General features: G+C 65.9%; 11 protein-coding genes. 7 read left to right on the top strand and 4 right to left on the bottom strand.

Annotated features, from left to right (window positions below):
• Positions 1-51 precede the first annotated feature (51 nt).
• The gene (locus AB7535_RS36535; protein ID WP_085404991.1) at positions 52-456 is read right to left on the bottom strand and encodes a hypothetical protein; all 405 of its coding nucleotides are present in this window, start codon (positions 454-456) and stop codon (positions 52-54) included.
• A 271-nt stretch (positions 457-727) separates the two neighbouring features.
• Between AB7535_RS36535 and rpmI the strand changes: the two genes are divergently transcribed.
• Both rpmI and rplT read left to right on the top strand, forming a co-directional pair.
• Positions 728-928, top strand: a complete 201-nt coding sequence (rpmI, locus tag AB7535_RS36530; RefSeq protein WP_008539890.1) for a 50S ribosomal protein L35 — start codon at positions 728-730, stop codon at positions 926-928.
• Between the two features lie 88 nt (positions 929-1,016).
• Positions 1,017-1,376 carry a 50S ribosomal protein L20 gene (rplT, locus tag AB7535_RS36525; protein WP_439037527.1) on the top strand — a complete coding sequence of 120 codons (360 nt, stop codon included), beginning with the start codon at positions 1,017-1,019 and terminating at the stop codon, positions 1,374-1,376.
• A 26-nt stretch (positions 1,377-1,402) separates the two neighbouring features.
• On the opposite strand, the gene AB7535_RS36520 is transcribed toward rplT, so the two are convergent.
• Positions 1,403-1,810: a hypothetical protein gene (locus AB7535_RS36520; RefSeq protein ID WP_063985967.1), complete on the bottom strand. Its 408-nt coding sequence runs from the start codon at positions 1,808-1,810 to the stop codon at positions 1,403-1,405.
• Positions 1,811-1,946: 136 nt separating this feature from the next.
• On the opposite strand from AB7535_RS36520, the gene pheS reads away from it, so the two are divergent.
• Genes pheS through AB7535_RS36505 form a run of 3 tightly spaced genes read left to right on the top strand, consistent with a single transcriptional unit; the run spans position 1,947 to position 6,201 of the window.
• A complete protein-coding gene (gene pheS, locus AB7535_RS36515) occupies positions 1,947-3,029 on the top strand; it encodes a phenylalanine--tRNA ligase subunit alpha (RefSeq protein ID WP_354114568.1) in 1,083 nt (360 codons plus the stop codon).
• Complete coding sequence (gene pheT / locus AB7535_RS36510; RefSeq protein ID WP_354114569.1) at positions 3,026-5,434, top strand: phenylalanine--tRNA ligase subunit beta; 2,409 nt, start codon at positions 3,026-3,028, stop codon at positions 5,432-5,434. Before pheS ends, pheT begins: the two co-directional genes overlap by 4 nt.
• A complete protein-coding gene (locus AB7535_RS36505) occupies positions 5,431-6,201 on the top strand; it encodes a sulfite exporter TauE/SafE family protein (RefSeq protein ID WP_231143742.1) in 771 nt (256 codons plus the stop codon). The genes pheT and AB7535_RS36505 overlap by 4 nt, the downstream gene beginning before the upstream one ends.
• Positions 6,202-6,379: 178 nt before the next feature.
• Here AB7535_RS36505 and AB7535_RS36500 read toward each other — a convergent pair whose 3' ends face one another.
• Complete coding sequence (locus tag AB7535_RS36500) at positions 6,380-7,768, bottom strand: flavin monoamine oxidase family protein (RefSeq protein WP_354114570.1); 1,389 nt, start codon at positions 7,766-7,768, stop codon at positions 6,380-6,382.
• A gap of 192 nt (positions 7,769-7,960) precedes the next feature.
• Here AB7535_RS36500 and AB7535_RS36495 point away from each other — a divergent pair, with 192 nt between their 5' ends.
• The gene (locus AB7535_RS36495; protein ID WP_063980228.1) at positions 7,961-8,932 is read left to right on the top strand and encodes a YiiX/YebB-like N1pC/P60 family cysteine hydrolase; all 972 of its coding nucleotides are present in this window, start codon (positions 7,961-7,963) and stop codon (positions 8,930-8,932) included.
• A gap of 155 nt (positions 8,933-9,087) precedes the next feature.
• On the opposite strand, the gene AB7535_RS36490 is transcribed toward AB7535_RS36495, so the two are convergent.
• Positions 9,088-9,363 (bottom strand): metal-sensitive transcriptional regulator, encoded by a 276-nt coding sequence (locus AB7535_RS36490; RefSeq protein ID WP_007598521.1) that lies wholly within the window; start codon positions 9,361-9,363, stop codon positions 9,088-9,090.
• A gap of 50 nt (positions 9,364-9,413) precedes the next feature.
• Here AB7535_RS36490 and AB7535_RS36485 point away from each other — a divergent pair, with 50 nt between their 5' ends.
• Positions 9,414-11,879 carry a heavy metal translocating P-type ATPase gene (locus tag AB7535_RS36485; RefSeq protein ID WP_439037526.1) on the top strand — a complete coding sequence of 822 codons (2,466 nt, stop codon included), beginning with the start codon at positions 9,414-9,416 and terminating at the stop codon, positions 11,877-11,879.
• Positions 11,880-11,935 lie beyond the last annotated feature (56 nt).

The raw sequence follows: 11,935 nt of genomic DNA, 5'->3' as shown, positions 1-11,935 counted from the left end.
AGGACTGAGAGTTCAACGGCCCGTCCGGATTTCCGGCGGGCCGTTTGTGTATCAGGACCGGGTCGCATGCCAGATGCCGCTGCAGCGGTCGCCGGAAATGATGCCGTTCCAGGAGCCTGCACCGGCCACCCCGCCGAGCCGGCCGCCTCCACTGGCGTGGGACGCGCCGACCGAGACCTGGACCGCGACGGCGCCGCCGCGACGAACCGTGCCGGAGACCCGGCCGCCGCCGGCGGATGACACCCGGCCGCCGGTGACGGTGAAGGGGACGCTGTAACCGGAACTGCAATTGCCCCGCGTGGTGGCGAAAGTGACATTCCAGATGCCGTCATAGCTGCCGATACGGGCGTCGGCGGTCGAGGGCAGCATGGCCGTGGCCAGCACGGCAAGCAGCGCCAGGCGGCGCGGGCGGGCGAGGTCCGTCAAGGACGAAAGCGATCGGGGAAAATGGGCCATTTTGGTCTTGCTCCAGGCAACATGGCTTGGACATATGGGTGGTAACTCCGAATAGTCGCCAGGCAGGTTTCGGCGGTTCAGCGTTGCCATTTGGCTTGTCCTCTGTCATAAGCCCAGCCTTCATCGCCCGGCTGATTAAGGGCTGCCGTGGCGGTGTCCGTGCGGGTTTCGCGCTTGTTCGTAAAACCTGAGCACAATCAACGCTCTAACGAGCATTTTTGACGGCCAGCCGCCTTCGCGGGCGGATTTCTGTGGCCATTAGGAGAGCCAAATGCCCAAGCTGAAGACCAAATCGGGCGCTAAAAAGCGCTTCAAGGTGACTGCCACCGGCAAAGTGATGCACGCCCAGCGCGGCAAGCGTCACGGCATGATCAAGCGGACGAAGAAGCAGATCCGTCAGCTGCGCGGCACTCGCGTGCTGTTCAAGACCGACGGCGACAACGTCAAGAAGTACTTCTTGCCGAACGCCTGATCGCGTCCAAGATCGTCGAAGATCATTGCCACCTCCGCCGCGCTCGCGCGGCGATCCGAAAACCAAGTCATCTCTGAAGGATTTTGTCATGTCTCGCGTCAAACGCGGTGTGACCGCCCACGCCAAGCACAAGAAAGTCTACAAGGCCGCCAAGGGTTTCTATGGCCGCCGCAAGAACACCATCCGCGCCGCCAAGCCGGCCGTGGAAAAGGCCCAGCAGTACGCGTTCCGTGATCGCAAGCGCAAGAAGCGGACTTTCCGCGCGCTCTGGATCCAGCGTCTCAACGCCGCCGTGCGTCCGTTCGGCCTGACCTACAGCCGATTTATCGACGGTCTCGCCAAGTCGGGCATCACCGTGGACCGCAAGGTGCTGTCGGATCTCGCGATCCACGAGCCTGCGTCGTTCCGGGCGATCGCCGAGAAGGCCAAGGCTGCGCTGGCCGCCTAAGCGGCTGCTTCAGAGCAAGCCCAGCACTAATGGCCGGCTCCGCCGGCCTTCAGCGCACGTCGCGAGTAACGCTGGGCGACCTCCGCCCGGCAGAAGGCCGTGGCCGAGATATACATGGTGCCGGACTTGTTCCGGTACTTCCGGTCGCAGACCCGCAACTCGCGCTGATAGCTGAGCTTCTGCGGCGTTCTCAGCCGGCCGACAAAATCGGCCTCGCACTTCTTCTCGACCGCTTCGCCGAATTGCACGTCGCCGCTGGCGCCGTATGCGCAAGCATCGAACAGCGTCATGGCACGGTCGCAGCTCGGCGCCGCGTTCAGGACCGCGATGATGTCATCCATCGACGTCGATTTGGCCGGGCATTCCTCCGCGGCGTGAGCCGCGCTCCCCAAAAGAACCAAGCTCAAGCCGACCACCCAGGATCGTAAACGCATCGTCTTCTCCCTCGACTTCAGGTTGGTGCCAGCCATGCCTATAGGGTTCAAATGCCCTGCATTTACGACGGCTATACGGCTTGACGTTCCGGCCCGGCTGCGGCCACAACCGGCAGCGTTTTGAAAGGATCCGACCGTGTCCGACCTCGCCAGTCTCGTCCAATCCATCCTCACGCAGATCAGTGCTGCCGGGGACGAAGCCGCCCTCGAAGCCGTCCGCGTTGCCTCCCTCGGCAAGAAGGGCTCGATCTCGGCCTTGCTTGCAACGCTCGGCAAGATGTCGCCGGACGAGCGCAAGACGCAAGGCGCGGCGATCAACCAGGCCAAGGACGAGGTCACCCAGGCCCTCGCCGCGCGGCGCGACGTGCTGAAGTCGGCGGCGCTCGATGCGCGGCTCGCATCCGAGACCATCGACGTCACCCTGCCGCTGCGCGATGCGCCGACTGAAGTCGGCCGCATCCATCCGCTGAGCCAGGTCTGGGACGAGTTGACGACGATCTTCGCCGACATGGGATTCTCGGTCGCGGAAGGCCCCGACATCGAGACCGATGACTACAACTTCACCAAGCTGAATTTCCCGGAGGGCCATCCCGCCCGCGAGATGCACGACACCTTCTTCTTCCATCCGAAGGAGGACGGCTCGCGCATGCTGCTGCGAACCCACACCTCGCCGGTGCAGGTGCGCACCATGCTGAGCCAGAAGCCGCCGATCCGCGTGATCTGCCCGGGCCGCACCTACCGCATCGATTCGGATGCGACCCACACGCCGCAATTCCACCAGGTCGAAGGCCTCGTCATCGACAAGCACTCGCATCTCGGCCACCTCAAATGGATCCTGCACGAGTTCTGCAAGGCGTTCTTCGAGGTCGACCACATCAACATGCGCTTCCGGCCGTCGTTCTTCCCGTTCACCGAGCCGTCGCTGGAAGTCGACATCCAGTGCCGCCGCGACAAGGGCGAGATCCGGTTCGGCGAGGGCGAGGACTGGCTCGAGATTCTCGGCTGCGGCATGGTGCATCCGAACGTGCTCCGCGCCTGCGGCATCGATCCCGACGAGTACCAGGGCTTTGCCTGGGGCATGGGCATCGACCGCATCGCCATGCTGAAATACGGCATCGCCGATTTGCGCCAGCTGTTCGACAGCGACGTCCGCTGGCTGTCCCATTACGGCTTCAAGCCGCTCGAAGTGCCGACGCTTGCGGGAGGACTGAGCTCGTGAAATTCACCCTCTCCTGGCTGAAGGATCATCTCGACACCGACGAGCCCCTGGAAAAGCTCGCCGACAAGCTGACCATGATCGGGCTCGAGGTCGAGAACATCGACGACAAGGCGAAGGCGCTGAAGCCGTTCACCATCGCGAAGGTGATCTCGGCCGAGCAGCATCCGAACGCGGATCGCCTGCGCGTCTGCATGGTCGACACCGGCGATGGTGGCGCACCGGTGCAGGTCGTGTGCGGCGCGCCGAATGCGCGCACGGGCCTGGTCAGCGTGTTCTCGCCGCCGGGGACCTACATTCCCGGCAAGGACATCACGCTCGGTGTCGGCACCATCCGCGGCGTCGAGAGCCGCGGCATGCTGTGCTCGGCGGCCGAGCTCCAGATCTCCAACGACCATGACGGCATCATGGAGCTGCCGGCGGATGCGCCGATCGGCGCGGCATACGCCGCATGGGCGGGCCTCGGCGATCCCGTGGTCGAGATCAATCTGACGCCGAACCGGCAGGACTGCACCGGCGTGCACGGCATCGCGCGCGATCTCGCCGCCGCCGACATGGGCAAGTTCAAGGACCCCACCATCAAGCCGATCAAGGGCGAATTCCCCTGTCCCGTGAAAGTCACGGTCGAGGACGCCACGCTGTGTCCGGGCTTCGCGCTGCGCCTCGTGCGCGGGGTGAAGAACGGGCCGTCGCCGGAATGGCTGCAGAAGCGGCTGACCGCGATCGGGCTGCGTCCGATCAACGCGCTGGTCGACATCACCAACTTCATGACCTACGACCGCGCTCGCCCGCTGCACGTGTTCGACGCCAAGAAGGTGAAGGGCAATCTCGTGGTGCGCCGCGCCCGCGATGGCGAGGCGCTGCTGGCGCTCGACGGCCGCACCTACAATCTCGATCCCGCCATCTGCGTGATCGCGGATGAGCACGGCGTCGAATCGCTCGCCGGCATCATGGGCGGCGAAGCCTCGGGCTGCGACGAGAACACCACCGACGTGCTGATCGAATCGGCGCTGTGGAACGAGATCAACATCGCCCAGACCGGCCGCAAGCTCGGCATCAATTCGGACGCGCGCTACCGCTTCGAGCGGGGCGTCGATCCGGCCTTCATGGTGCCGGGGCTGGAGCTCGCGACCAAGCTCGTGATGGAGATGTGCGGCGGCGCGCCGTCCGAGAACGTCGTGGTCGGCAAGGCTTTCGGCGACGATCGCGTGATCGATTTCCCCGTTACCGAGGTCAAGCGGCTCTCCGGCATCGAGGTGCCGCAGCCGGAGATGAAGCGCATCCTGACCCATCTCGGCTTCATGATGGCCGGACCGGGTCCGGTGGTGAAGGTCGCGGTGCCCTCGTGGCGCACCGATGTGCATGGCAAGGCCGACATCGTCGAGGAGATCGTGCGCATCTACGGCGTCGACAAGGTGCCGATGACGCCGTTCGAGCGCGGCGAGGACGCGCGCAAGCCGGTGCTGACGCCGCTCCAGCTCCGCACCCGCCGCGCCAGGCGCGCACTCGCGAGCCGCGGCATCATCGAAGCGGTGACCTGGTCCTTCATCACGAAGTCTGCGGCAACCCTGTTCGGCGGCGGCCAGCGCGAGCTCGAAGTGGCCAACCCGATCGCCTCGGATCTCTCCGACATGCGGCCGACCCTGTTGGCGGGCCTGATCGCAGCGGCGCAGTCCAACGCCGATCGCGGCTTCGGCGATGTCGCGCTGTTCGAGGTCGGCCAGCTGTTCAAAGGCGACCGCCCGCAGGATCAGTTCATGGCGGCCAGCGGCGTTCGGCGTGGCTTTGCCTCGTCCGAAGGTCTGGGACGGCACTGGTCGGGTTCGGCGCAGGCCGAATTGTTCGACGCCAAGGCCGACGCGCTCGCGGTGCTTGCCGTTGCCGGTGCACCGATGCAGGCGCTGCAGATCGTCGCGGGCGGACCAACCTGGCTGCACCCGGGTCGCTCGGGCACGATCCAGATCGGCCCGCAGAACGTGCTCGGCTATTTCGGCGAGATGCATCCGCGCGCGCTCGAGGCGCTCGGCGCCGATGGCCCGCTGATGGTGTTCGAGGTGATCCTCGACCGCATCCCCGAGGCGAAGAAGAAGCCGACCCGCACCAAGCCCCTGATCGAGCTGTCGGCCTTCCAGCCGGTGTCGCGCGACTTCGCCTTCATTGTCGACCGCACCATCAAGGCCGGCGACATCGTTCGCGCCGCGCAAGGCGTCGACAAGAAGCTGATCACCGGCGTGAATGTCTTCGACGTCTACGAGGGCAAGGGCATCGATGACGGCAAGAAGTCGATCGCGATCGCCGTGACGATCCAGCCGCGCGAGAAGACGCTGACCGATCAGGAGATCGAGGCCGTCGCCGGGAAGATCGTGGCGGAAGTCACGAAGAAGACCGGCGGCGTCTTGCGCGGATGACCCTTGCGGATGTTCTTCCGAAGGACGTCAGCCTCACCGTTGCGATGGCGCTCTGCGCCGTCGCTTTTGTTTCGGGCACCGCGCGCGGCTTCTCCGGCTTCGGCTCGGCGCTGATCTTCATGCCGCTGGCGAGCAGCATCGCGGCGCCGCGTCTCGTTGCCGCGCTGCTCCTCGTGATCGATTTCGTCGCGGCCCTGCCGCTGCTGCCCGACGCGTGGCGGAAGGCGGACCGCAAGGCCACCGCGGTAATCGTGCTGGGCGCGCTGGTCGGCGTACCGGTCGGCACCTATTTCCTCAGCGTGCTCGAGCCCGTCACCACGCGCTGGATCATCTCCTGCTTCGTCGCTGCGCTGTTGCTGCTGCTGCTGTCGGGCTGGCGCTATCGCGGCAAGGACCACGCCTGGCTCTCGGTCGGCATCGGCGGCCTCTCGGGCTTCTGTAGCGGACTGGCGCAGACCGGCGGCCCGCCGATCGTCGGCTACTGGCTCGGCCGCCCCATCGCGCCGATCGTCGCGCGCGCCAATATCGTGCTGTTCTTCGGCGCGTCGGATTTCTTCTCGATGGTCAGCTATGCGACGACCGGCCTGATCTCACGCGAATCGCTGGTGCTGTCGCTGATCGTCGGCCCGGTCTATGCGATAGGCGTCGCGTTCGGTGCGTCGCTGTTCGGCCGCGCCAGCGAAAAAGTGTTCCGCGCGATTTGCTACGGTCTGATCGCGATGGCGGTGATCGCGGGGCTGCCGGTGCTGGACGGGATTTTGCGGTAACAATCTCCGCTGTCGTCCCTGCGAAAGCAGGGACCCATACCGCGTGATTTGTCGATAAGCGCAGGTGGCAGTACCGACCAAGGACCCCTAACTGCTAGCTTTCGCCAAACCACTCCCTGTGGTTATGGGTCCCTGCGTTCGCAGGGACGACAGCGGAGTGTTTGGCGACTTAATTGCCCTACTGCCGCGGCGCGCGGCGCTTCTTCGTCGACTGCGTCGGCACGTCGGCCGACTCGTCCTTGAGCGCGCCGATCTTGCGCAAGGCCGCATCCGCCGCGCGCTCGCCGCTTTCCCAGGCGCCGTCGACGGTGCCCCACAGCGTCTCGTGCGTGGCTTCGCCGGCGAGGAACAGGTTGCCGATCGGCTCGGTCAGGATCTTTCGCGAGAGCTGGCCGCCGGGCGAGGCCGCCGACATCGCGCCCATCACGAAAGGCGAGGCGTTCCAGCGCGTCGCGGTGGTCTTCTGCACGGCGGCCGCAGCCTCGCTGCCGAACAGCTTCGTGATCCATTCCCTGGCGAAGGCGACCATCGCCTTCTCGCCCTGCTCGGAGAGATCGCGGCCGAACGAGCCGCCAACATCGATCGAACACAGTGAAGAGCCGCCGATATTGGCGAGCATCAGCGCCGTGCGCGTCGAATTGCTCTGCTCGATGAGGATGTCGTCGCGCGAGAGCCCCAGCGGATTACCCGGCAGTTGCAGCACGATGCGATCGTAGCTGCCGAGCGTGAGCTTTGACGCCGCGTCGAGCGTGCGCTTGGGAATATCAGGCCCGAACTTGATCGCGCCCGACGTCAGCACGTTGGTCGAGACCGTGACAATGGCGGCGCGTGCGGCGATCCTGCCGGATGGCGTCTCCACGCTGACATCGCGATTGCTCCAGACAATCCTGCTCACCGGCGTCGCCAGCGCCACCGGCGCCTGTTCGCCGAGCCTGGTGATCAGGGTCCCCAGGCCCTGGCGGCAGGCGATCGCGGTGTTGCGGTCCTGCGCACGCGCCTTGTCGATCGCCGACAGCTCCTTGAGGTCTTTGCCCGCAAAGCTCGCACCGAGCACGAATTCGGCCGCACCGGCCCAGTCGCCGAGATCCTTCGGCAGCACCGAGGCGCAGGCCGTATCGAGCTTGCCGCGCCCGGCCTCGTCGATGGCGCGGTTGGCGCGCACCAGCGCCGCCAGGAACTGTTCGGTCTCGCCCGCGCGCGCATTGCGGCGGCCGATACGCATCTTCTGGCCGGTCGGTGCCGGCAGCACGTCGAGCCCGGCACTGCGCGCCAGCCGGATCATCGGATTGGTCTCGGGATTGTGCATCCAGCGTGCGCCACGATCGAACGGCACGTCGAAGGTCGTGCTGTCCGTGATACAGCGGCCGCCGATCTGGGATGCCGCTTCTACCACCACGACCTTGCGGTTGGCGGCCATGATGCGCCGCGCCGCGGCAATTCCGGCCGCTCCCGCGCCGATCACGACGATGTCGGCCTCGCGCGGCAGGGGTGCGGCAGTCGCGCGCAGGACCGGCATCGCGGCAAGGGCCGCCGACGCCGATAGGAAGCTGCGGCGCGTGATTGTCATGTCATGGTTTCCGGGAACTTGCGGCGAACGGGAACAGCCCGCGAACCTTGCTGCATCTGGTGTTGCACGGCAACCATCATGGTGAATCAATCGTGCTTGATCTCACAGAGTGATGAACCGAATTGCAACACGTTTCGACCATGATAGAGAAGGGAAAAAGACGGCCGGAAAAGGCCGTGGGGGGAGTTTGAAATGGGGACGGTTCTGGACTCAGTCGGCAAGCTGATTGCCGCGTACCTCTCGAAGGAGGTGCCGGGCTACGAGCCGTTCACGCCGAGCGACCCGGAGCACCTGCGCGGCGTCATCGAGCCCGGCGACGTGCTGCTGGTCGAGGGCAACAACCGCATCTCCGGCATCATCAAATATCTGACGCAGTCGACCTGGTCCCATGCCGCGCTCTATGTCGGTCCGGTCGAGGGCGCCACGGAGCCCAACGGCGAGCCGCATGTGCTGATCGAGGCCAATATCGGCGAGGGCGTCACCTCGGCGCCGCTGTCGAAATATTTCCCGTATCACACCCGCGTCTGCCGCCCGGTCGGGCTGTCCTATGAGGACCGCACCACGGTCTGCCGCTATGCGATCAACCGCATCGGCTTCGGCTATGACACCAAGAACATCGTCGACCTGATGCGCTTCCTGTTCCCGTTGCCGATCCCGCAACGCTGGCGGCGGCGCATGATCTCGATCGGTTCGGGCGATCCGACAAAAATCATCTGCTCGGCGCTGATCGCGCAGGCCTTCGATGCCGTGCGCTATCCGATCCTGCCGAAGATCACCAAGGCCGGCAGCCGCGCCGCCCGCCGCGAGATCCTGCACATCCGCGATTCCTCGCTCTACATGCCCCGCGACTTCGACATCTCGCCCTATTTCGAAGTCGTCAAACCCACCATCGTGCACGGCTTCGACTACACCGCGCTGCACTGGGCCGACAAGCAGAAGCCGCTCGAGGAGGTAGCGGGCACATTCAGTGTGTTTCCAGAAACGCTCAGTGCGCCGCCGCTCGTTCCTGAGACGGTTGACGAAGAAGCGCCGACTGAAGTTCCGGCTGAAGAAGTGAGCGCGCAGCCCGCGGAGATGGGCGCCATCTGCTCCGAGCATTTTGTGCTGCTGAACGAACTGGCGATGTACCGCGCGCGGGGACGCGCGCAGGAGATGGCGGCGTAGCTAATGCGCCGGCTGTCGTCCCGGCGAACGCCGAGAGACGTTGCACCGCTCTTTCCACCGTCATTGCGAGCGTAGCGAAGCAATCCAGAGTCCCTCGGCGGAGGCAGTCTGGATTGCTTCGTCGCTGCGCTCCTCGCAATGACGGAAGTAACGACCTATCGTTCCGCTCGCCCGATCACCGCCATCAGCTCCGCGATCTTCTCGCGCTGATCGGCCTTGTCGCCGCTCGCGATCGCGTGCTCCACGCAATGGGCGACATGATCTTTCAGAACCTCTTCCTCGACCCGGCGCAGCGCGGCACGCACGGCCGAAATCTGCGTCACGATGTCGATGCAGTAGCGGTCCTCCTCGACCATTTTCGAGAGGCCGCGAACCTGACCCTCGATCCGGCCAAGACGTTTTCCGACGGATGCCTTGATGTCCTTGCGCATGCGCTCTATATACCCCCGTAGGGTATATGCTGCAAGGCCGGAGCATGGCAATGAACGACGCCGACCACGGGCACCATCACACGTCGGAAACATCGTCCGGATGCGGCTGTTCCGCCAAGGCTGCTCCCGAGGCCGCCCCCAAGGCTGCCCCGCCAGTCGACAAGCCCGCAGCGTCCTCCTGCTGCGGCGGGCACGGCGATCACGCGCATGACCATGGCGCCGCCGCGACCAAGGTCCTCGATCCCGTCTGCGGCATGACGGTCGATCCCGCGAGCTCGAAGCATCACCACACACATCACGGCGAGACCTTCCATTTCTGCTCGGCCGGCTGCCGCACCAAATTCGCCGCCGATCCCGCAAAGTATCTCGCCAGAGAGAAGGCGCCCGAACCAGAGATGCCCGCGGGCACGATCTACACCTGCCCGATGCATCCGGAGATCCGCCAGGTCGGACCCGGCAGCTGCCCGATCTGCGGCATGGCGCTTGAGCCGGAGGTCGCGAGCCTGGAGACCGGGCCCAATCCGGAACTCGCCGACATGACGCGGCGGTTCTGGATCGGCGGCGCGCTGGCGCTGCCACCGGTGGTGCTGGAGATGGGCGGCCATCTCGCGGGACCACATAACTGGATCGATCCGGCGCTGTCGAACTGGATCCAGCTCGCCTTCGCCACGCCCGTCGTGCTGTGGGCCGGCTGGCCGTTCTTCGTCCGCGGCTGGCAGTCTCTGGTCACCCGCAACCTCAACATGTTCACGCTGATCGCGATGGGTACGGGCGTCGCCTATGTCTACAGCGTCGTCGCGACTGTCCTGCCGCAGATTTTCCCAGCGACCTTCCGCGGTCATGATGGCGCCGTTGCCGTCTATTTCGAGCCCGCCGCTGTGATCACCGTGCTGGTGCTGCTCGGCCAGGTGCTGGAGCTGCGCGCCCGTGACGCGACGTCGGGTGCGATCAAGGCGCTGTTGCAGCTTGCGCCAAAAACCGCGCGCCGCGTCGATGCCGATGGCGGCGAGCACGAGGTCGAGATCGATGCGCTCCACTCCGGCGACCATTTGCGCGTCCGTCCCGGCGAGAAGGTGCCGGTCGACGGAATTATCCTCGAGGGACGCTCCGCGCTCGACGAATCCCTCGTCACCGGCGAATCCATGCCGGTCACCAAGGAGCCCGGTGCGAAAGTCATCGCCGGGACGCTCAACCAGTCGGGCGGCTTCATCATGCGCGCCGACAAGGTCGGGCGCGAGACGCTGCTGTCGCAGATCGTGCAGATGGTTGCGGACGCGCAGCGCTCGCGCGCGCCGATCCAGCGGCTGGCCGACCAGGTCGCGGGCTGGTTCGTGCCGACCGTGATCGCCGTCGCCATCGCCGCCTTTGCCGCCTGGGCCTGGTTCGGACCGGAGCCGCGGCTGGCCTTCGGCCTCGTTGCTGCCGTCAGCGTGCTGATCATCGCCTGCCCCTGCGCGCTTGGCCTGGCGACCCCGATGTCGATCATGGTCGGCGTCGGCCGCGGCGCGCAGGCGGGCGTGCTGATCAAGAACGCCGAGGCGCTGGAGCGGATGGAGAAGATCGACACGCTGGTGGTCGACAAGACCGGCACGCTGACCGAGGGCAAGCCGAAGGTGGTCGCGATCGTTCCGGCTGCCGGCTTTGCGGAGGACGACATCCTCCGCATTGCGGCCAGCGTCGAGCGCGCCAGCGAGCATCCCCTCGCCGACGCCATCGTGCGCGCCGCGAAGGAGAAGCAACTCACCCTCGCTCAGGTCGAACAGTTCGACTCGCCGACGGGCAAGGGCGCGACCGGAATAATCGACGGCAGGAGCATCGTGCTCGGCAACGCAAAATACCTGGGGTCGATCGGCATCGACACCGGAGCGCTCGATGCCGAGGCCGAACGGATGCGCCAGGACGGCGCCACCGTGATCAACATGGCCGTCGACGGCAAGCTGGCCGGCCTGTTCGCGATCGCCGATCCGGTCAAGGCCTCGACCCCGGAAGCGCTGAGGGCGCTGGCCGATGAAGGCATCAAGGTCATCATGCTGACCGGCGACAATCGCACGACGGCGGAAGCGGTGGCGCGCCGGCTCGGTATCGCCGAGGTCGAGGCCGAGGTTCTGCCCGACCAGAAGAGCGCGGTGGTGACGAAGCTGCAAAAGGCCGGGCGCAGCGTCGCGATGGCGGGCGACGGCGTCAACGACGCGCCCGCACTGGCGGCCGCCGAGGTCGGCATCGCCATGGGCACCGGCACGGACGTGGCGATGGAGAGCGCCGGCGTCACCCTGTTGAGCGGTGATCTCACCGGCATCGTGCGTGCGCGAAGACTGTCGCAGGCGACCATGAGCAATATCCGGCAAAACCTGTTCTTCGCCTTCATCTACAACGCCGCCGGCATTCCGATCGCGGCCGGCATCCTCTACCCGGCGTTCGGCATCCTACTGTCCCCGATCATCGCCGCGGCGGCAATGGCGCTGTCCTCGGTGAGCGTGGTCGGGAATGCGCTGCGGCTGCGCGGGACCCGGCTGTGATGATGACGGTGCGCTCCCTCGCCCCGTTCTTACGGGGCCGCGACGAGCTTCGCTCG

Source organism: Bradyrhizobium sp. 956_D2_N1_4 (assembly GCF_052076025.1).
GTDB classification, from domain to species: domain Bacteria; phylum Pseudomonadota; class Alphaproteobacteria; order Rhizobiales; family Xanthobacteraceae; genus Bradyrhizobium; species Bradyrhizobium barranii.
The sequence above is the reverse complement of the archived record's forward strand: the minus strand, read 5'-3'. Positions and strand labels throughout refer to the sequence as shown.

Bases quoted from the DNA above. Each gene is read 5' to 3' on its own strand.
- AB7535_RS36520 (WP_063985967.1), bottom strand. From the start codon at position 1,810: ATGCGTTTACGATCCTGGGTGGTCGGCTTGAGCTTGGTTCTTTTGGGG.
- AB7535_RS36535 (WP_085404991.1), bottom strand. From the start codon at position 456: ATGGCCCATTTTCCCCGATCGCTTTCGTCCTTGACGGACCTCGCCCGC.
- AB7535_RS36505 (WP_231143742.1), top strand. From the start codon at position 5,431: ATGACCCTTGCGGATGTTCTTCCGAAGGACGTCAGCCTCACCGTTGCG.
- AB7535_RS36500 (WP_354114570.1), bottom strand. From the start codon at position 7,768: ATGACAATCACGCGCCGCAGCTTCCTATCGGCGTCGGCGGCCCTTGCC.
- AB7535_RS36485 (WP_439037526.1), top strand. From the start codon at position 9,414: ATGAACGACGCCGACCACGGGCACCATCACACGTCGGAAACATCGTCC.
- AB7535_RS36495 (WP_063980228.1), top strand. From the start codon at position 7,961: ATGGGGACGGTTCTGGACTCAGTCGGCAAGCTGATTGCCGCGTACCTC.
- rpmI (WP_008539890.1), top strand. From the start codon at position 728: ATGCCCAAGCTGAAGACCAAATCGGGCGCTAAAAAGCGCTTCAAGGTG.
- rplT (WP_439037527.1), top strand. From the start codon at position 1,017: ATGTCTCGCGTCAAACGCGGTGTGACCGCCCACGCCAAGCACAAGAAA.
- AB7535_RS36490 (WP_007598521.1), bottom strand. From the start codon at position 9,363: ATGCGCAAGGACATCAAGGCATCCGTCGGAAAACGTCTTGGCCGGATC.